Here is a 19120-nt window from a genome sequence, read left to right on the forward strand (position 1 = left end):
AACGTAAAAAGAGATCAACACGACGGTCTCAACCATGAACGCTTTTACGCTACCGGATATCGCCAACCAATCTGCACGCCAGGCATTGCCACTCGATTGGGTCGGAATGTGCGGGATTGCCCTACCCGTTTTGCTCGACGGCCAACGCCTCAGTGCCAAAGTAGACGCTGGCGTGAGTCTCGATGATGGAAATTCGCGCGGAATACACATGTCGCGGCTGTATCTGGCACTGGAAGCGCTCGAAGAGGAGAACCTTTCCTCAGCTTTGCTGCGTCAAGTGCTCGCACGATTTTTGGTGAGTCACCAAGGCTTATCCGCGCGCGCCTATCTGAACATCCACACCGACTTGCTGCTTAAGCGACCCGCGCTTATCAGCCCCTTGGCGGGTTGGAAATCCTATCCGACAACCATTTCAGCAAGCCTGAAACAACAAATGTTCCACGTGGAACTAAAAATCGAAGTGCCCTATTCCTCGACATGCCCGTGCTCCGCAGCCTTGGCAAGGCAATTGATCCAGCAGCAATTTGTCGATGATTTCGCCAACAAGTCTCTGCAGCACGCTGGGGTGTTGGCATGGCTCGGCTCACCCAGAGGAATCGTAGCGACCCCGCACAGCCAACGCAGCTATGCGCAACTGCACGTGCATCTCGACGAATTCATCGATGAGTTACCGCTGACCGCGATCATCAATGACGCCGAAGCCGCCCTTGGCACCGCCGTTCAGACCGCAGTAAAGCGCCCGGACGAGCAGGCCTTCGCTCTCGCCAACGGGCAAAACCTGATGTTCTGCGAAGACGCCGCGCGCCGCCTCAACCTGGCACTGCAACGCACGCCGGGCATCAACCGATTCCATATCCGGGTGATCCACGCCGAAAGCCTGCACGCCCACGACGCCGTTGCCGAGAGCAGTTGGCATCGGGAGCAACAATGATCCGCTGCCAATTGCTGGTCTGGGGCGCTCCCGGCCAACCACTGACGACCCCACTGAGCCTTGAACTCGAAAGCGCCAGCCTGACCGCCATCATCGGCGCCAACGGCTGCGGCAAAAGCAGTCTGTTGAAAGTCATCGCCGGATTGCAAAAGCCCTTGGCTGGCAAGGTGGAAATGGCTGTTCCACGGCAAAGCGGTATTTCCTTTCTGCCGCAACAGCAACACTTGGATCGACAGTTCCCGATCAGCCTCGAAGAGCTCATCGCAGCAGGTTTCTGGGGCCGGCGGCTGTCGACACAACTGCGCACGCAGCGACTGAAAAACGCGCTGGAAGACTGGCATTTGAGTGGACTCGAACAGCGTCCTTTGATGGCCCTGTCCGGCGGTGAGTTACAACGTGCCCTGCTCGCGCGACTGAGTCTCGCTGATGCCCCGGTGCTGTTGCTGGATGAACCTCACGCCGCACTCGATGAACTCGGCCAGCAATTGCTCTGGCAGCACATTCACCACTGGCATGCCGAGGGCCGAACACTGGTTGTGGTTTGCCATGACCTGGTCGCAGTGCGACAACATATTCCGCATACGCTGCTGATCAGAAACGGCCACTGCGTGTACGGAACCAGCCGAGAATTGATCCAGCCGACACCCTCCATGCGGGTAGCCTGATGCTCGCCACCGTCAGCCATTTCTGGCAGCCCTTCAGCGAATTCGTGTTCATGCGCCGCGCCTTGCTCGGCGGCTTGGTGCTGGCATGCAGCACGGCGCCCTTGGGGGTATTTCTGATTCTCAGGCGGATGAGTCTGATCGGTGACGCGGTGGCCCACGGCATTCTCCCCGGTGCCGCATTGGGATTCTGGTTCGCCGGTTTGAGTCTCCCTGCCCTTACTCTCGGTGGCCTCGGCGCCGGTCTGAGCATGGCCGGACTTGCGGCCTGGATCACCCGGCGTACGGGTCTGCGAGAGGATGCCAGCCTCGCTGCGATCTATCCGATCTCACTGGCCAGCGGCGTGCTGATTCTCGGCATGGCCGGCAAACGTCTCGACCTTTTGCATTTGCTGTTCGGCTCTGCGCTGGCTGTGGACGGGCCGACGCTGACCGGCATGTTTTGGGTCTCGGCGTTCAGCCTCGTAGCCATGGCCGCGATCTACAAACCACTGCTGCTGGACACACTAGACCCGCTTTTTTTGCGCACGGTCAGCCGTCTCGGACCTCTGGCCCACGGCGTGTTTCTTACCCTCGTCGTGCTGAATCTGGTGATCGGCTTTCAAGCCATCGGCGCACTGATGGTGGTTGGGCTGATGATGCTTCCTGCGACTGCCTCCAGATTCTGGAGCCGCCGCCTACCGGTACTGATTGCTGTCGCCGCCATCATGGGTTGCCTGTCGGTGTGGCTCGGCTTGCTGCTGTCGTTCTACTACTCGCTGCCCAGCGGCCCGGCCATCGTGTTGGTCGCCGGGGCCGGCTATCTGATCTCGGTGGTGTTCGGACCGGTCCACGGGTTGCTGCGCCGCCCGCCTTTGCTCACATCCCAATGAGGTGTTTCCCGATGCGCGTTCTACTCGTGCTGTTCAGCCTGATGCTCTCGATGTCGTTGTCGGCCGCCGAAAAACTGCCGGTGGTCACCAGCTTCAGCATCCTTGCCGACATGGTTCATCAGGTCGGCGGCGAGCACGTGCAAATCACCAACATGGTTGGCCCGGACGCCGATGCGCACACCTACGAGCCGACCCCGGAGGATGCCAAGGCCTTGCTCAAAGCCAACGTGATCATCAAGAACGGCCTCGGTTTCGAGCCTTGGCTGGATCGTCTGGTCACCAGCACTGACAGCAAGGCCACGGTGATCAGTGCCAGCCGCGGGGTGATTCCACGTTCACTCGATGAAGACGGCGAAACCGTTGCGGATCCCCACGCCTGGCACAATCTGGCGAACGCCGAGTTGTACGTCGCCAACATCACCAAGGCACTGATCGCCGCCGACCCGGCCAACAAGGCTGACTACGAGCGCAACAGCCAGACCTATCTGAAACAGATCTACGCCCTGCTCGCCGAAGCCAAAAGCAAACTCGGTGCGCTGCCGCCAGGCAACCGCAAGATCGTTACCAGCCACGATGCGTTCGGCTACCTCGGTCAGGCCTATGGCATCGACTTTATCGCGCCACAGGGTTTGTCCACCGAACGCGAACCGTCCGCCGCCGAAGTCGCTGCGCTGATCACGCAGATTCGCCAAGCCAAGGTGAAAGCGGTGTTCATGGAAAATATCAAGGACGCGCGCCTGCTCAAGCAGATCGCGGATGAAAGCGGTGCGCACATCGGCGGCACGCTGTATTCGGATGCACTGGCGGCGAGTGGACCGGCGAGCACCTTTACCGGACTGTTCGAATACAACCTCAATACGCTGTACAAGGCGTTGAGCCAGCCATGAGTTGCGTGGTGTTCTGGCGATTCGCGAGGAGGCTCGCTCCCACAGTGAAACGGTTTCAACTGTGGGAGCGCTGCGAAGGTTTCAAGCGCGGGGTTTTACCGTGCCGCAATCCTGACCCAGCCACACCGCACGGGTTTCCAGGCTGCCCTTCTGATTGATGCCGATAGCGTTGAAGGTGCCATTGGCGACGGTGGTGAATTCGCGGTCACTGAGGAATGTCGCTACGCCGGTGCCCTGGGCCTTCGGGCAACTGAAGCGGAATTTCCATTGGTTGCCGGTGCGCTCGGTGATCTGCTGCTTGCAGCCCGATTGCGGATCGGCCAGCGGGATGTCGTTGGTCGCCACTTGCTGTGGCGTCAGGCAGGCGCGGATGCCTTTACCGCCGATATTGATGCCGTTCTTTTCCAGCGCCGCGCGCTGCTGCGGGGTGATCTGGCCCTGAATCTGGCCAAGGATCGATTGCACATCCATGGCCTGGTCATCGACCTTCAGATTGCTCGACGTCATCTCCCACAACCCCGGCTGCAGCATTTGCGCCTGCGCAACCACCGGCAATGCCAAACCCAGGCCCAGCGCCAAACCCAGCAGACGAACGTTCATCGAGAAACTCCTGATCAGTTGTGGCCGTTAGACGCCGGCCGGTTGCGTCGGTTCATGCACCGATTAAATAGAGACATTCGCAGCAGAACATGGTCTGTTAAGCATTGCATATCGCGGAGCAAGGCTGCCCCATGGATTTTTTCGGACCGCACATTTTCGGTTACCTGATTGCCCTGCTGCACACACTCGGTTCGATCGCTGCGATCCATGCAGTGCTCACCGTACGCACCGCGCAAGGCTCGATCGCCTGGGCATTGTCGCTGATCTTCATTCCCTACCTCACGCTTATTCCTTATCTGGTCTTTGGTCGCAGCACCTTCGATGGCTACATCAAGGCCCGCCGCCAGGCCAATGAACAAATGCGCCTGGCCATCTCTGAACTGAACTGGCGCCCGTGGGTAGAAGAAGCCCTGGCCGCTCGCGCATCGAGTGCCTACGCGTCACTGCGCGCGATGCCCAAACTGGGGCGCATGCCGTGTCTGGCGAATAACGAAGTGCAACTGCTGGTGAACGGCGCGGCGACCTTCGAGGCGATTTTTCAGGCGATCGAACAAGCAAAAGAAGCGGTGCTTATCCAGTTCTTCATCATTCACGAAGACCGACTCGGTCAACGCTTGCGTGATTTGCTGCTCAAGAAGGCTGCCGAAGGCGTGTCCATCCACTTGCTCTACGACCGCATTGGCAGCCACGCCCTGCCCCATCATTACGTCCAGGCACTGCGCGATGGCGGTGTCGAAGTCAAAGCCTTTGCCACGCGCAGCGGCTGGCTGAACCGCTTTCAAGTCAACTTCCGTAACCATCGCAAAATCGTCGTGGTCGATGGCGTGGTCGGCTTTGTCGGCGGCCACAACGTCGGCGATGAATACATGGGAGAGAAACCGCCGCTGGCGCCGTGGCGCGATACCCATGTCAAAGTACGTGGCCCGGTGGTCGCGTGCATGCAGGAATCGTTTGCCGAAGACTGGTTCTGGGCCGCACGCACTTTGCCGCCGTTGATTCTGCCGGATGAGTACCCCGCGGACGGCGTGCTCTGCCAATTGCTCGCCAGCGGCCCGGCCGATGCCTACGAAACCTGCTCACTGTTTTTCGTCGAAGCCATCCACGCGGCGACGCAAAGGGTGTGGATTACCAGTCCCTATTTCGTGCCAGACGAAGCCGTTTTCTCTGCACTGAGGCTGGCAGTATTACGCGGCGTCGATGTGCGACTGCTGCTGCCGTCGCGGCCCGATCACCGCATCGTCTACGCCGCGTCCAGCCTGTATGCGTTTGAAGCGGTGCGTGCCGGCGTTCGGGTGTTCCGCTATCGACCCGGTTTCCTGCATCAGAAAGTGGTGTTGGTCGACAACGAGATCAGCGCCATTGGCAGCGCCAATCTGGACAATCGTTCGTTCCGTTTGAATTTCGAAGTGATGCTGCTCACCGTCGACGCTGAATTCGCCGCTGCCGTGGAGCACATGCTCAACGACGACTTCGCGCAGGCCGACGAAGTGGCCAAAGAAGAAAGCCGGGAGATCCACCGCCTGCAACAGGTCGGCATGCGGATCGCCCGGCTCATTTCGCCGATACTCTGAAAGCGCGGTGTATTACGGGTGGTAGATGTCGTCCCGGGTCCAGGGCAATTCGTGGCTGCCATCCGGGTGCGCTTTGACGGCGAGGATCTGATGCAGATTGATCCAGCCACGGGCGAACGCATATGCGCAACCGGCCAGGTACAGGCGCCAGATCCGCAGGGCTTGCTCCGGGACCAGTTTCGCGGCGGCTTCGAGGTTGTCTTCCAGCCGCTCGCTCCAGTGATCGAGCGTGCGTGCGTAATGCAGGCGCAGACTTTCGACATCAACGATCTCCAGACCCGCTTCACTGATCTGGGCGGAGATCATCGCCAGATGCGGCAACTCACCGTTGGGGAATACGTACTTCTCGATGAAATCTCCTGCACCGCGCCCAACCGGGCGGCCATCGGTGTGCTTGGCGGTGATGCCGTGGTTCATCACCAGCCCACCCTCCTTCACCGCACCGAACAACGTTTTGCAGTACTCGGCGAGATTGGCGTGGCCAACGTGTTCGAACATCCCGACGCTGACGACTTTGTCGAAACGGCCGTCCTGCGGTAGATCGCGATAGTCGAGCAACTGCAATTCGACCTGATCGTCCAGCCCTTCGGCTTTGACCCGCTCCTGCGCCAGCGCCAATTGTTCCTTGCTCAAGGTAATACCGAACACTTTCACGCCGAACTCTCGCGCCGCATACCGCGCCAGGCCGCCCCAACCACAGCCGACATCCAGCAGATACTCGCCGGGCTGCAAGCGCAGCTTGCGACACAGATGGCGGAATTTGGCTTGCTGCGCCTGTTCGAGGGTTTCGCTGCCAGTTTCGAAGTACGCACAGGAATACGCCATGTCGCTGTCCAGCCAGAGCTGGTAGAACGCATTGGACAGGTCGTAATGGTAGGAAATGGCTTTGGCGTCGGTGTCCTTGTCGTGATGTGCACGAACCGGCTGACTGCCTTCGTCTTCGTCGAGCAGCGCACTGCTCAGTTCGTCGCAGACGCGAATGACCTCGCTGATCGAGCCCTCCAGCTCCAGCTTGCCCTCGACGAATGCCGCACCCAATGCGTCCAGGCTCGGGTGGGTAAACTGAGTGACCATCTGCGGGTCCTTGACCACGATGGTTACGCTGGGCGCCGGGCCCAGATTGAACTCGTGGCCGTCCCAGAGTCGCAGGCGCAGTGGGAGCTGCAAATTCTGTAAGGCCGGTGGAAGTTGCGCGAGCATGGAAAATCCCCCCTTGTTTCAGACGTCTGATCTGAGGGTAGACCAACCTTGAAAAATAGCAGGCTATCGATTCGATTGGCCTGGACTATCGCCACCGGCGCATCGGCTGGACCGCAGATAACACGCGCCTTACGATAGATGACTGCCTGTTCAGCCCGCGGTTCATGAATTTTCTTTCATTTTTCCTCAGCACCGAGCTTGAGCAACGGCTCTTGAAAGCGCAGTAAACGCCCGGCGTTACCCAACACCAGCAGAGTGCTGAGGTTGTGCAGCAACGCCGCGATCATCGCACCGGCGGCGCCGAGCCAGCCGAAAGCCGCGAAGACCACAATGGCCAGGGTCCAGCCGAGACCGATCACCACATTGACCTGCAAAGTGCGCCGGCACTGACGACTCAGGCGCACGCAGGTACCGAGGCGACGCAAGTCACTGCCGATCAAGACGATGTCTGCTGACGCCAAGGCAATGTCGGCACCCCCGGCGCCCATCGCCACACCGACCACGCCGGCCTTGAGCGCCAGGGAATCGTTGATGCCGTCGCCCACCACCATCGGGCGAAAGCCGCGATCGATTTCCTGGAGCACTCGATTGAGTTTGTCTTCGGGTAGCGCTTGCGCGTGGACTTCGTTCAGTCCGACTTCCTGCGCCAGGGTTCGGGCCACACTGTGACGATCACCGGTCAGCAGCAGTTGTCGTCCCAGACCCAGTTCGCGCAGCTCGCTCAGGGCAAAGCGTGCTTCGGGTTTGACGCTGTCGGCGAGCAACAGCCAGGCGCGAAATTCACCGTTCAGGGCCAACCCGGCGATCGGGCCGTCGTGTTCAGGAACTGCAGTCGTGATGACGCCCAGTTGCGCGAACAACTCTGGCCGACCGAGCGCCGCCTTGCCCTTCTCTGTCACCGCGACGACACCAAGGCCCTGGCGCTCATGGATATCTGATAACGGCCAATAGGCGTCCTGATTGACCAGCCCCGAGAGCGCCCGACTGACCGGATGACTGCTCGCCGCGCCAAGACTGGCGGCCAGCGCCTGCACGTCTTCGGTTTCCGCGCTGAGGCTGTCGATCGACTGTAAACGCAAGGTGCCGTAAGTCAGCGTGCCGGTCTTGTCGACCACCAGCGAAGTCAGATCGGCGAGTTCTTCGAGAAACGCCGAGCTGCGAATCAGAATCCCGTGACGCGCGGCGACGGCGACACCGGCAATCGCTGTGGCCGGGGCCGACAGCACCAGCGCACATGGACACGCCGCCACCAACACCGCGAGCATTGCTTGCGCATCGTTGGTGACGAACCAGGTCACCGCCGCCAGCAGCAAGACCAGCACCATGTAACTACCGGCGTAACGTTCAAGCAATCGGGTGATCGGCGGTTTCGAGCGTTCGGCGTTTTGCATCAGGGCAATGACCTTGCCCAAGGTAGATTCCTCGCCGGTGCGGGTGACTTCGATGCGCAGCAATCCATCGAGGTTGATCGCGCCACCGAATACCAGCATGCCGCAGACAGCCTCCACCGGCACCGACTCACCGGTAATCGACGCAGTATCGAGACTCGCCTGGCCGGATAACACCCGACCATCCGCCGGCACCCGATCGCCGGCCCGCACCTCGACAATATCGCCGGCGCTGAGCGTGCCGTTGTCCACTTCAAGGATCGACCCGTCCGCTTGCAGCTTGCGCGCGTGGCTGCGGGTCAACTGGCCGAGCGCGTTAATCGCTTCCTGAGAACCGATGACGCTGCGCTCTTCCAGCACGTGGCCGAAGATCATGATGATCGGCAACAACGCAGCGGTGAGCAGATCACCGGTCGCCCAGGCACCCAGCATGGCCAGCGCGATCAACTGATCGGTGATGCCGTGCAGGCTTGGGTAGCGCAGGCTGTACCACGCCGAACGCATCACCGGAACCGCCACCAGCAACGAGGCGAAACCGAGCAGCAATTGGCTGACACCGATTTGCTCCGGGAGCAACCAGCGCCAGATCAACCCCAGACCCAGCAGCCCGAGCGCGAGCATCGCCAGAGTCAATTGCCGCGCGGCGCGCCTTTGTTCGGCCGAGGACAACAGACTCGGAGCAACGGTAGTCGCCGTCATTGACTGGCTCCTTGAATGATCAACCGGGAATCGTCTCTCGGGTTGACGGTGGTGACCGAGCCGGCCTGCCCGAGGATCTTAGGCATGCGCGCGCGATACAGACGCAGGAGCATTTGCGGGTCGGCAGACGAGGCCAGACTCGAGACGGTTGCGGTATCGGTCGAGGCTTTTGCAACACGCTCGCCTGCCTGCGCGCGAGCCACCTGGAGCGTGCGGTCTGCCTGTTCGTTGGCGGACTGGGTAAGTTTCTCGGCATCGGTGCGCGCGTTAGCCACTGCTTTGTCAGCCTGCTGACTGGCGGTCAGAACCGCATTGAAGGCACTGACCGCTGGCTCCGGCAGACTCGATTGCACATCGACCCGCGACACCTCGATACCGATGCCCTGCCCGCTCGCCTTCAGTTCAGCGAGACGCGCGTTGATGCCTTGCACCAGATCGCCGCGCAATCGCTCACGACGCTCGGCCGCCTGATTGTCGGCGCCGATCAATTCCGGGCGAGCGACCAGAATGGTGTCGAGATCCCGCGCGGCGGACAGCGCCACCGCACTGCGTGTCACCACCCGGTCGAGCGCTGGCAGCACATGCTCGCCCTGCAACACGAACGCATAGGGATCGGAGACTTGGTAAAACACTCGCACGTCCAGTTGCACCATACCGGCGTCACCGGTCAATAAATAACCAGAGCCGGCGAGTGCGTCGCTCAACGGCGTGGCGAAGGACGCCACCCGGTCAGCCTTCAGCGCCTCGTCACTGCGCAACAGATTTTCCACTCGACGCTCGATCACCCTGTCCGGCGCCGGCAACAGAACCACCTGCTCAAAGGGTTGCGGCCACGCCCATAACAACCCGGCGCTCTGAACGCGATCCGGCGCGCCAAAGTGCAACACCACAGCGCGGTTCTGCGGATCGATCTGGCGCACATTCGAGAACGCCCAAGCCAAGGCGGCCAACACGGTGACCGCGTAAAGGGCGATAAACGCCAGACGCCCCGCCTGGATCCACGGACTGTTCAACGCATGTGTTCCACGTGGAACTTGTTCATTCATGGTTGCGATCCGGATTTGCTGCCGAGAGTCGGCGGGCCATCGACCAGCACGCGGAACGGCGCGGCATCGGTGCGCAAAATCAGTTTGGTGTCCGGCGTGACGATGGTGCCGAGGGTATCGAGCGAGCGCAGCAAGTTGTACAGCTGCGGCGAGCTGGCGTAGGCGCGACCGTAAATTTGCGCAGCCTCGACCCGGGACTGCGCTTCGATGTCGGCGGCCTTCACCGTTGCGTCAGCCTGGACGATTCGCGCATCACGCTCGGCGGCAGAACGGATCTGCGCCGCTTCGCGCTTGCCGATTGCAGTACGTTCGGTGGCAATGGTTTCACGCTCGGCGCGCATGCGATCGACCGTGGCGCTAAGCGTGACCGACGGCAAAGTCAGCCGCTCGATACCGACCTGCAGCACGCGCACACCATAAGTGGCAAGCAACTGTTGATCGATCTGCTGACGCAACTGCGCTTCAAAATCGGCGATGCGCACTTGTTTCGCATCGGTGTTGACCAGATTGGCCAAGTCAAAACTGCTGGCCGTGGTCTCCAGGGCTGATCCGACAAAGGTGCGAATCTGCCGGGCCGCTTCATCCGGCTGATTCTGCACGGCACGCATGAAACGCTGTACGTGTTCAGGATCACCCTGCACCTGCCACGCCACATACGCTTGAACGATGATGCGCAAACCGTCCCGAGTGCCGACGTCCTGCAAACCACTGGAGGTTGTGCGCAGACGCAAGTCCACCGGGATCGCCGCTTCGAACGGCGCCGGCCAGCGCCAGCTCAGACCGGGATCGAGCAAGACCCGCGACGGATTTCCGAAACGGGCGATGACTGTGGCTTCGCCGGAGCGCACTTGCACCAGACTCGCGGCGGCAATGGCAAACGCCACCAGCAACGCAGCCCAGCTCATACGTCGCCAAGGAAATGGTCCGGACACTTGCGAATCGCCATGATGGTGATGATGACCATGATGATGGTGATGGCCGCTGTGGTCGTGAACGTCATGAACAGGCGACTGGCTCAATGGGTGGCTCCTGGTTGCGCGGTGGTACGTGCGGACGACGGATCAGTCGGCAGTGTGAAAGTACGCAGATCGATGGTTGGCGCATTTGCGCTGCCGCCGAGTCGATGGTCGAGTACCAGCAACCTGGCCTTACTCAAGCCCTGATGGAGCTGATCGAAGTACCGCTCCAGCACGAAGGCCTGACCGGCACTGGCGAAGGCTTTCTGTTCGGCACTGAATTTCAGGTCGGCGGTTTGCGCGGCGGCATTGATCTCCCGGGCGTTTGCCGTTGCCTGGTCGCCCGCCGTGCTCGCCTGCAACTGCGCTTCGTTGCTGGCCTGCGCAGCCGCCCCGCGTTCGCGAGCGATCAACGCCTGCGCGCCAATCTGCGCCGCTTGGACACTGTGATAGGCATTCGCCGCGCCGGCCGGTGGATGAATCGCTTCGACAACGGTGGCGAGGATTTCCACACCACTGTTCAGTCTGTTCAGATCGCTTTGCACCGCGCGACCGATTTCCTCGGCCAGCCCTGCCCTGTCGTCGCCGAGCAAACCGTCGAGGGTGCGCGAGGCAAAATCGTGAACCAGGATGCGGCTGGCAGTGCTGCGAATCAGTGTCGGTACGTTGGCGCTGTTATAGGTCGCGGCGAGCGCCGCTTCGTCGTTCAGACCGATGCGATAAACAAAGCGCACGTCCATGTTGACGATCTGCAGGCCCTGTTGCGCGCCTCGGCTGCTGGCGATGACCTGGGATTTGTCGTTGACGTGGCTGGCGTCCCACAAACGGTTGGCGGTCAGCGGTGCCGGGCCTTCAGCGGAAGCGGACTGCACGGCCAACGGCTTGTCGCCGACGCTGGTTGCCAGTTCGTGGACGACGCCGTTTTCGGCGCTCAGCACACGCCCCAACGGCCAAGGCAATCCGGCGTGCAAACCTGGGCCGAACACCTGTTCCGGTTTACCGAAGCGCTCATAGATGCCGCGACCTTGCAGAGGGATTTCATGTAAGCCGGTCAGCAGCCAACCCACCAGTGCGACCACTGCCATCACTGGCAACAGGGCCCGGCGCATGTAACTGAAGGCCCAGATCTGGCGCAGATCGATACCAAAGCGGTTGTGCATTTCATCCTGCAACGCGAGCAACGGCTGCGGCGGCCAGCGCAGCATATCGGCGATAAAATTGCGCGCCAGCAGGGTCGGTTCCAGTTGCTCGCGGCGCGGGCTGAAGACTGACAGCAGCGCGCGCAACAACAGTTCGATGGCAACCAGCATCGGCAGGATGGCGCTGAGCACCGCCACGCGAACCGGCCAGACCGCGTGCTCACTGGCAAACAACAGGCACAATGCGCCGATCAGAAGGGTGATGATCGCCACCCGGGTCAGTTGCGCCAGTGTCGCCGCTTCAGGCCATTGCGCCGGCGGCTCCTGGGCCAGCTGCCGCTCCAGCACCAGCAAGACAAACGCCAGCAACAGCGCCAGGGCGGCACCGATGCTCGCCGAAATACCCAACGCCGCCGCAGGTAAAGTGAGATTCCACACCTGCTCAATACTGAGTATCACCAGCAACGCCCAGCCGCCGAGCCATAACGTCGGCGCGCCGATCTGCCCGAGCAGATGGCGGCTGCGCTGGCTCAAGCGCTCCAGAAGCCTTTCGTACCAGCCATCAACTGCGGCGCCCTCCTCAGCGACTGCTTTTTGCGACACTGGCGGATGCATCACCCGTGCGCGCCATTGCGTCACGCACCAGGCTGATTGCAGACCGGCGACCAGCACCAGCAAAGCTGCGCTCTGATTGATCAGCATCGGCAACCACAGCGATTGCGGCGCAAAAAGACCGACGAAAAACGCCAGCACCCAGCCCGACACGGCCACTGCGCCGAGTCCATACGCCAACCGACGCAATTTGCGTGACTGCGCGGCTGCCTGCTGAAAGCGCGGCAGCCCGGTGACTGGCGTGGCGTCCAACTCAAGATCGACTTGCATATCACCCCGAAAATGTAGGCCCTGCGTTCATAGCGTTACGATATAACGGAGACTGTGAAATATTCGTACACAATTGCACTTATTCAAAGACGCAGCAGCTGTCGCTTGCCTGAAGCCTTGACCGAAATGTTCGGCGAGGCTCATATTACGCACGTAATTTTTATCGCGACTAATCTTGGCTATCCCCCATCGAGCAATATGGAGCAAGCGCATGAGCAACTATGACGTGGTGATTCTGGGCGGTGGTCCCGGCGGGTATAACGCAGCGATCCGCGCCGGCCAGCTCGGCCTTAAGGCTGCTTGTGTCGAAGGGCGTTCGACCCTTGGCGGCACCTGCCTGAACGTTGGTTGCATGCCGTCCAAAGCCTTGTTGCACGCCTCCGAGCTCTATGCCGCTGCGGTGGGCACCGAGTTCGCCAACCTCGGCATCGAAGTCAAACCGACGCTGAACCTGGCGCAAATGATGAAACAGAAAGACGAAAGCGTCGCCGGCCTGACCAAAGGCATCGAGTTTCTGTTTCGCAAGAACAAAGTCGACTGGATCAAGGGTTGGGGCCATATCGACGGCCCGGGCAAAGTCTCGGTGACCGACGCTCAGGGCAACAAGACCGAGCTCAGCGCCAAGGACATCATCATCGCCACCGGCTCCGAGCCCAGTCCCCTGCCCGGCGTCGAGATCGACAACCAGCGCATCCTCGATTCCACCGGCGCGCTGTCGCTGAGCGAAGTGCCCAAGCATCTGGTGGTGATAGGCGCCGGGGTGATCGGCCTGGAGCTGGGTTCGGTATGGCGCCGACTCGGCGCGCAGGTCACCGTGGTCGAATATCTTGATCGCATCTGCCCCGGCGTCGATGGCGAGGCCGGCAAAACCTTGCAGCGCGCGCTGAGCAAACAGGGCATTGCCTTCAAATTGAGCTCGAAGGTCACCAGCGCCACCAGCTCCGCTACAGGCGTGCAGCTCAGCGTCGAGCCTGCCGCTGGCGGCGCTGCCGAGCTGATTGAAGCCGATTATGTGCTGGTGGCCATCGGTCGCCGGCCGTACACCCAAGGCTTGGGGCTGGAGAACGTTGGCCTGAGCACCGACCAACGCGGCATGCTGGCGAACAAGCAACATCGCACCGAAGCCGCCGGGGTCTGGGTCATCGGCGACGTCACGTCAGGGCCGATGCTCGCGCACAAGGCTGAGGACGAAGCCATGGCCTGCGTCGAGCAGATCCACGGCAAGGCCGGCGAGGTCAATTACGCGCTGATCCCCAACGTCATCTACACCCAACCGGAACTGGCCAGCGTTGGCCAGACCGAAGAACAGCTCAAGGCCGAGGGCCGTGCCTACAAAGTGGGCAAGTTTCCCTTCAGCGCCAACAGCCGGGCGAAGATCAATCACGAAACGGAAGGCTTTGCCAAAGTTCTCGCCGACGAACGCACGGACGAAGTGCTCGGCGTGCACCTGGTCGGGCCGAGCGTGAGCGAAATGATCGGCGAGTTTTGCGTGGCAATGGAATTCAGCGCATCGGCCGAGGATATTGCCCTGACCTGCCATCCGCACCCGACGCGCTCGGAAGCGCTGCGTCAGGCGGCGATGAATGTCGAGGGGATGGCGACGCAGATGTAAATCTCCAAGCCTTGCGCGCTCCTTCGCGAGCAGGCTCGCTCCCACTTGGAATGCGTTACCCCTGTGGGAGCGAGCCTGCTCGCGAATGGCGCCACCCGATCTACAGCGGCAGATGCCCTAACGGCAACGCGCCCGGCGCCTTCACCGTATGAATGGCAAAGTTGCTGCGAATATCGCTCACTCCCGGCAGTTTCAGCAGATGGCCACTGACAAAGCGGTCATACGCACGCAGATCCGGCACCACCACTTGCAACAGGAAATCCGACTCCCCGGACACCAGAAAGGCCGAGATCACCTCGGGTAACGCAGTGACAGCGGCATAGAAAGCCTCGGCGCGTTCTTCGTTGTGCCGCTCGACTTTGACGCCGACAAACACCGTCAGCCCCAGTCCGACTTCGTCGCGATCCAGATTGGCCTGATAGCCACGAATCACTCCCGCCTCTTCCAGCATGCGCACCCGCCGCAGGCACGGCGAGGCCGACAGGCCGATTTCCTCCGCCAGCTCGACATTGCTCAAGCGGCCGTTGCGTTGCAGCGCGGCGAGAATCTTGCGGTCATAGGCGTCGAGTTTCATCTTTGGCAGATCCCGATAGTTACACGGTGGAAAACCAGCAGGTTATGCCAAACACGCAGGATTTTGAAGCTGACTACGCAAGCACCTGCCCTGCCCTCTCGCACTAGACTGGCGCGTGCAAATCACCAACGAAAGAGGGCGCGACGTGGCAAGTCTCTGGCTGTTTATCCTGACCCTGGCTGTGGTTCTGCTATTGCCGGGACCGGACATGATCCTGCTCTTGCAAACCGGTGCGCGGCAAGGTCGCGCTGCGGCGCTGGCCACGGCGTTGGGCCTGGCCATCGCCCGCGCCTGCCATGTGGTACTGGCAGCATTGGGCCTGGCGGCGCTGTTCAAAACGGCACCGTGGACCTTTGACGTGGTGCGCATCGCCGGTGCGGCGTACCTGCTGTGGATCGGCATTCAATGTTTTCGCAGCTCGCTGGTGCCGAGCCTGCAAACGCAAGCGCAGACATCTGCCAAGGGCCAGTGGCGCGAGGCAATACGGCGCGGCCTGCTGACCAACCTGCTCAACCCCAAGGCGTTGCTGTTCTGCTCGGTGCTGCTGCCGCAATTCATCGTCAGTCACGGCGCGTCGGTGTTGGCCCAGTTCGCCGTACTCGGCGTGGTGCTGGTCAGCGTCGGCCTGCTTTTCGACAGTGTTGTCGCCCTGACCGGCGCGGCATTGGGCCGTTGGCTGCAACACAGTCCTACGGCCCAACGCGTTCAGCAATGGCTGTTCGGCAGCCTGTTGATCGGCTTCGCCGTACGCCTGAGCTTCCTTCAGCAGGCTTAAGCCTGGCGTACCTTGCGTTGACGACGGGTGATCAACACAAGCGCGGCAACAGCGACAAGCGCCACCACGCCAATCTGCACTGGCCACTTGTATGGGCGCAGTGCAGCCCGCACGGCATCGGTCACCTGCATGACGTAGCGCTTGTCGGCATTCTCGAAGTCCGGGTACGGGCATTGATTGCCGAAGTCCTGCGCCCACGGCACATAAGGGCCTTCCTTGACGTAGCGCTGATACAGCGCACTCTGGTCTGCAAGGCTGCTGTTCCAGCCGGCGGCATTACATAACACGGCGGCGAACGCCTGACTGGTGTGCGGCAGGTTATCGGCGGCGCGACTGGCCAGCGCCGTGGCGACAAAACGATAGTGATAACGCTGATCCGGTTGTGCGGCGCTGGCCTGCTGGCGCTGCACTTCCGCCGTGGAAATCAGCGGGCCGACATCCAGCTTCGTGCTCTCCAGCGTGTAGCTGCCGCCGAAAGTGGCGTAATCAGGCGCCATCTCATAACCGAGGATGTCCATGCCCCACTCCCGGGCTGTCCATGCGGCGTTGTACAACGCACTGGCGCGTTTGCTCGGCCACCATGCCGACTCGGCCTTGAGGCGTTGCTCGCCATAGAGTCGGGCCTTGTGCTGCAAATCGTCACTGGCGAAGTAACCGACCGCTTCCTCGTAACGGCCCTCACGGAGTAAACGTCGGCCGAGCAGATTGCGCAGATTGGCGGCCACCGACAGCGGCACATAGTTATCGCGCTCCTGCTGAGTCAATGGCGGCGGCGCCGGCACGTTCTCATCGACATACTGTTTGAGCTCGTCGACCGTCAGCACCCGCTCGGCAACGGTGGCGGCATCGAACCAGTAAATGCTGTTGCTGCGATACAGCTGCACGAACGCTTGCAGGTATTCGCCGCGTTGCAACGCGAGGATCGCGCTTTCGCCCTCGACCCGGCATTTCGGCTGCACGGTTTCAAACGCCCAGTCCGGTGTGCGGCGATAACCCCAGTCTTCGTTCTGCGGGAAAGCCTGGGCGGCTTTGGCGTAGGCTGCCGCGGCGGCAGTCGTGTCGCCATCACGCACCGCCAGTTTTGCCCGCAACCACCAAGCGAGCCCGCCGTCCCCGGCATTGTCGAGGAAGGCCTTGGCAGACGCATAGTCGCCCTGTTGATAACTCATTGCCGCCAATCGATCGGCATTGTCGAGGCTGCCACGAGTGCTGTTCTGCAGCAGCGTCACCAGTTTCTTTTCGTTCGGCGGCTGCTCGCCAAATGACCAGCCCTGACGACTGACCAGCGACGCCGTAACCAGTTGCTGCACCGCTGGCTGCTGCAGCAGTTTTGCCAGCTGCGCCTCAGGCAACTCGGCCAGTTCATTCATCACTTGCTTGAGCGAGGTGTAACCCACGGCCGAACCGTGCAGGTTCTGTGCTTCGTACAATTGGATCGCGCCGCTCCAGTCGCCAGCGCTGCGCAACACTCGCGCCTCTTCACCGAGGCTGGCAACGCCCAGTTCCAGCGGATCGCTGAAGCCGTCGATGCTCAACTGCCGAGCCTGGCGAAAGGCAGCGCGCGCCTGCTCCAGCGCTTCGATGCGGTCGTGCGCCTCATTGCTCATGGCGAAGGCTATGCGCCCAAGGGAATACGCCGCCCAAGTGCTGCGCAACGGACGTTGGTCCGCCGGCAGCGCCAGCACCTTGTTGAAATACTCCGTGGCCAATTGATGATCGCCAGTGGTAAAGGCTACCGCGCCCGCCACGTACAAGCGGAGTTCCGCCGGCAGACTGGCGCCCTGCTCCTCGGCCTGACGTGCATCGCTGAGCCCGCGCAGCCGCTTGACCACCGCGTATTGCTCGGCGCTCAGGCCAACTTGTTCAGCCTGCTCGCGAGCCAGTTCAGACGCATTGTCTTCTGCGTAGTCGTTGGGGTTGTGGGTGGCTGCAGTGACGTTTTTCAGCCCGGCAATGGTTTTTCCCAGGCGACTGATTTCGAAGCTGAAGCTGCCCTCAGGCAGATCGGCCAGCGTCTGCGCGCGATTGTCGAGCAGGCGCAACGGGAAGTCCGGGCCGCAGGCCAGCGCCGAACCCAATGGCAGGCTGAGGCTCAGGCAGAGCAGATGGCGGGGCCAGTTACGGGTCAACATGCGAACCTCCTTGATCAATATGTGCACAGCGCGCCCAACCGATAGCGCGCTGCCCGCCCGCCGGCAAGCGGCCGTCACGCAGGCGGGTGAAGGTAAGCAGATCGGCGTGTTGTTGCAATGCATAACCGGCGAGCGCATCGGCGCCAGCACAGTCCTGCGCCTTCAGCGTGATTCGCGCGGGCCACGGGCTGTCGAGATTGCCACGGTTTTCGAGCTGGATGTCGTAGAGTCCTTCCTGCTCTTTGAACGACAGGCCCAGATGACTGCTGAGCAAATCACCTCGAGCCACGGCGCGTAAAGTCGTCAGGCTCCAGGCGCGACGGTCGTTGGCCAGCGGCAGACGAAACCAGATCAGCCCGGCGAGATGCTCGGGCGGATCCTCGCGCAAGGTGTTGGCCAATTGGCTGAGTTGCAGCGGATCGGCAAGCAATTCCCGGCGCTGCCCGCCGCGCTCGAGTTGTACTTCGCTTTCCACCACCGGCGCGCCACCGTCAGTATTCAACAGCGCAACGCCATAGGCCGGCAGCGCCAGATAGAACGGTTTGTCGCTGACGCGGGCCCAGGCCTTGGCCCACTTCAAAGCCTGCTGCGGATCAAACAGACCGCGTCGCGGATCGCTCACGGCGTGGACTTGCAGCACGCTGCTGTCGACGCTCTGCAACAGTGCCGGCAATTGCGCGCTATCGAGCCATGCCGGCAGCGCGGTGATGCTTAAAGGCAGCGATGGCGGCAAGGCCGTGCGCAAGTGTTCGAGCAGTTCAGCGTACGCGGCCAGCCGTGCACTGCCGGCATCATGGTCGATCTCGATACCCCTCAGGGTCAGACCTTGCGCCTGCCAGTCGGCGATGACCTGCAGAATCTGCGCAGTGACCTGTTCATCGTCCAGCGACTGGAGCTGGCCATCGAGGCGAATCACCGCGATCAAAGGTCGGCCATCGGCTTTCAGTAATCCTGGATCGACCTGCGCCCTGCTCCAACGAGTGCCCGGAAAACCCTGCAATGCCAGCACCCGCAACGTCGAGAAGTCACTGCGACTGGCGCGCAATGCCGGCTCGTGCGCGGGCGTCCACTGGCGTTGCCAGACATAGAGTTGCTGGTCGAGGGCAGGCGCGACGTGTTGCTCGCAACCCGCGAGCAACAGGCCAAGGAACAGACCCAAAATAAACCGCATACCTTGAAAATCCCTGAGACCAC

General features: G+C 61.5%; 16 protein-coding genes. 7 read left to right on the plus strand and 9 right to left on the minus strand.

Annotation, left to right across the window (positions count from 1 at the left end):
* Positions 1-34 precede the first annotated feature (34 nt).
* From folE2 to J2Y90_RS05785, 4 genes are read left to right on the plus strand one after another with little or no spacing between them, the layout of a single operon-like run.
* Positions 35-931 (plus strand): GTP cyclohydrolase FolE2, encoded by an 897-nt coding sequence (gene folE2 / locus J2Y90_RS05770; protein WP_253497360.1) that lies wholly within the window; start codon positions 35-37, stop codon positions 929-931.
* Positions 928-1596, plus strand: coding sequence for a metal ABC transporter ATP-binding protein (locus J2Y90_RS05775; RefSeq protein ID WP_253497363.1), 669 nt, complete (start codon positions 928-930; stop codon positions 1594-1596). Before folE2 ends, J2Y90_RS05775 begins: the two co-directional genes overlap by 4 nt.
* Positions 1596-2465, plus strand: coding sequence for a metal ABC transporter permease (locus J2Y90_RS05780; protein ID WP_253497366.1), 870 nt, complete (start codon positions 1596-1598; stop codon positions 2463-2465). Before J2Y90_RS05775 ends, J2Y90_RS05780 begins: the two co-directional genes overlap by 1 nt.
* A gap of 11 nt (positions 2466-2476) precedes the next feature.
* Positions 2477-3352: a metal ABC transporter substrate-binding protein gene (locus J2Y90_RS05785; protein WP_253497369.1), complete on the plus strand. Its 876-nt coding sequence runs from the start codon at positions 2477-2479 to the stop codon at positions 3350-3352.
* An 81-nt stretch (positions 3353-3433) separates the two neighbouring features.
* On the opposite strand, the gene J2Y90_RS05790 is transcribed toward J2Y90_RS05785, so the two are convergent.
* A complete protein-coding gene (locus J2Y90_RS05790) occupies positions 3434-3952 on the minus strand; it encodes a DUF3617 domain-containing protein (protein WP_042608032.1) in 519 nt (172 codons plus the stop codon).
* A gap of 131 nt (positions 3953-4083) precedes the next feature.
* On the opposite strand from J2Y90_RS05790, the gene cls reads away from it, so the two are divergent.
* Positions 4084-5523, plus strand: a complete 1440-nt coding sequence (gene cls / locus J2Y90_RS05795) for a cardiolipin synthase (RefSeq protein WP_253497372.1) — start codon at positions 4084-4086, stop codon at positions 5521-5523.
* A gap of 12 nt (positions 5524-5535) precedes the next feature.
* On the opposite strand, the gene cfaB is transcribed toward cls, so the two are convergent.
* From cfaB to hflK (J2Y90_RS05820), 5 genes are all read right to left on the minus strand, one after another.
* Positions 5536-6723, minus strand: a complete 1188-nt coding sequence (cfaB, locus tag J2Y90_RS05800) for a C17 cyclopropane fatty acid synthase CfaB (RefSeq protein ID WP_253497375.1) — start codon at positions 6721-6723, stop codon at positions 5536-5538.
* A 176-nt stretch (positions 6724-6899) separates the two neighbouring features.
* Positions 6900-8810: a heavy metal translocating P-type ATPase gene (locus J2Y90_RS05805; protein ID WP_253497377.1), complete on the minus strand. Its 1911-nt coding sequence runs from the start codon at positions 8808-8810 to the stop codon at positions 6900-6902.
* Positions 8807-9856, minus strand: coding sequence for a protease modulator HflK (gene hflK / locus J2Y90_RS05810; RefSeq protein ID WP_253497380.1), 1050 nt, complete (start codon positions 9854-9856; stop codon positions 8807-8809). The genes J2Y90_RS05805 and hflK (J2Y90_RS05810) overlap by 4 nt, the downstream gene beginning before the upstream one ends.
* Complete coding sequence (gene hflC, locus J2Y90_RS05815) at positions 9853-10875, minus strand: protease modulator HflC (protein ID WP_253497383.1); 1023 nt, start codon at positions 10873-10875, stop codon at positions 9853-9855. Before hflC ends, hflK (J2Y90_RS05810) begins: the two co-directional genes overlap by 4 nt.
* Positions 10872-12833 (minus strand): protease modulator HflK, encoded by a 1962-nt coding sequence (gene hflK / locus J2Y90_RS05820; protein ID WP_253497385.1) that lies wholly within the window; start codon positions 12831-12833, stop codon positions 10872-10874. The genes hflC and hflK (J2Y90_RS05820) overlap by 4 nt, the downstream gene beginning before the upstream one ends.
* Positions 12834-13044: 211 nt before the next feature.
* Between hflK (J2Y90_RS05820) and lpdA the strand changes: the two genes are divergently transcribed.
* A complete protein-coding gene (gene lpdA, locus J2Y90_RS05825) occupies positions 13045-14445 on the plus strand; it encodes a dihydrolipoyl dehydrogenase (protein WP_253497388.1) in 1401 nt (466 codons plus the stop codon).
* A 100-nt stretch (positions 14446-14545) separates the two neighbouring features.
* Here the strand turns inward: lpdA and J2Y90_RS05830 are convergent, their stop codons facing one another.
* Entirely contained in the window at positions 14546-15019 is a 474-nt protein-coding gene (locus J2Y90_RS05830) for an Lrp/AsnC family transcriptional regulator (RefSeq protein WP_253497391.1), read from the minus strand.
* 145 nt (positions 15020-15164) lie between these two features.
* On the opposite strand from J2Y90_RS05830, the gene J2Y90_RS05835 reads away from it, so the two are divergent.
* Positions 15165-15794 carry a LysE family translocator gene (locus J2Y90_RS05835; protein WP_253497395.1) on the plus strand — a complete coding sequence of 210 codons (630 nt, stop codon included), beginning with the start codon at positions 15165-15167 and terminating at the stop codon, positions 15792-15794.
* Here the strand turns inward: J2Y90_RS05835 and J2Y90_RS05840 are convergent.
* A complete protein-coding gene (locus J2Y90_RS05840) occupies positions 15791-17926 on the minus strand; it encodes a hypothetical protein (RefSeq protein WP_253497397.1) in 2136 nt (711 codons plus the stop codon). The two genes, J2Y90_RS05835 and J2Y90_RS05840, sit on opposite strands and share 4 nt — an antisense overlap.
* The gene (locus J2Y90_RS05845) at positions 17913-19097 is read right to left on the minus strand and encodes a DUF3142 domain-containing protein (protein ID WP_253497400.1); all 1185 of its coding nucleotides are present in this window, start codon (positions 19095-19097) and stop codon (positions 17913-17915) included. The genes J2Y90_RS05840 and J2Y90_RS05845 overlap by 14 nt, the downstream gene beginning before the upstream one ends.
* Positions 19098-19120: the final 23 nt, after the last annotated feature.

The sequence above is a fragment of the Pseudomonas koreensis genome, from assembly GCF_024169245.1.
Lineage (GTDB): Bacteria > Pseudomonadota > Gammaproteobacteria > Pseudomonadales > Pseudomonadaceae > Aquipseudomonas > Aquipseudomonas koreensis_F.

Coding starts and splice junctions, on each gene's coding strand:
- folE2 (WP_253497360.1), top strand. CDS start 35: ATGAACGCTTTTACGCTACCGGATATCGCCAACCAATCTGCACGCCAG.
- J2Y90_RS05775 (WP_253497363.1), top strand. CDS start 928: ATGATCCGCTGCCAATTGCTGGTCTGGGGCGCTCCCGGCCAACCACTG.
- J2Y90_RS05780 (WP_253497366.1), top strand. CDS start 1,596: ATGCTCGCCACCGTCAGCCATTTCTGGCAGCCCTTCAGCGAATTCGTG.
- J2Y90_RS05785 (WP_253497369.1), top strand. CDS start 2,477: ATGCGCGTTCTACTCGTGCTGTTCAGCCTGATGCTCTCGATGTCGTTG.
- J2Y90_RS05790 (WP_042608032.1), bottom strand. CDS start 3,952: ATGAACGTTCGTCTGCTGGGTTTGGCGCTGGGCCTGGGTTTGGCATTG.
- cls (WP_253497372.1), top strand. CDS start 4,084: ATGGATTTTTTCGGACCGCACATTTTCGGTTACCTGATTGCCCTGCTG.
- cfaB (WP_253497375.1), bottom strand. CDS start 6,723: ATGCTCGCGCAACTTCCACCGGCCTTACAGAATTTGCAGCTCCCACTG.
- J2Y90_RS05805 (WP_253497377.1), bottom strand. CDS start 8,810: ATGACGGCGACTACCGTTGCTCCGAGTCTGTTGTCCTCGGCCGAACAA.
- hflK (WP_253497380.1), bottom strand. CDS start 9,856: ATGAATGAACAAGTTCCACGTGGAACACATGCGTTGAACAGTCCGTGG.
- hflK (WP_253497385.1), bottom strand. CDS start 12,833: ATGCAAGTCGATCTTGAGTTGGACGCCACGCCAGTCACCGGGCTGCCG.
- lpdA (WP_253497388.1), top strand. CDS start 13,045: ATGAGCAACTATGACGTGGTGATTCTGGGCGGTGGTCCCGGCGGGTAT.
- J2Y90_RS05830 (WP_253497391.1), bottom strand. CDS start 15,019: ATGAAACTCGACGCCTATGACCGCAAGATTCTCGCCGCGCTGCAACGC.
- J2Y90_RS05840 (WP_253497397.1), bottom strand. CDS start 17,926: ATGTTGACCCGTAACTGGCCCCGCCATCTGCTCTGCCTGAGCCTCAGC.
- J2Y90_RS05845 (WP_253497400.1), bottom strand. CDS start 19,097: ATGCGGTTTATTTTGGGTCTGTTCCTTGGCCTGTTGCTCGCGGGTTGC.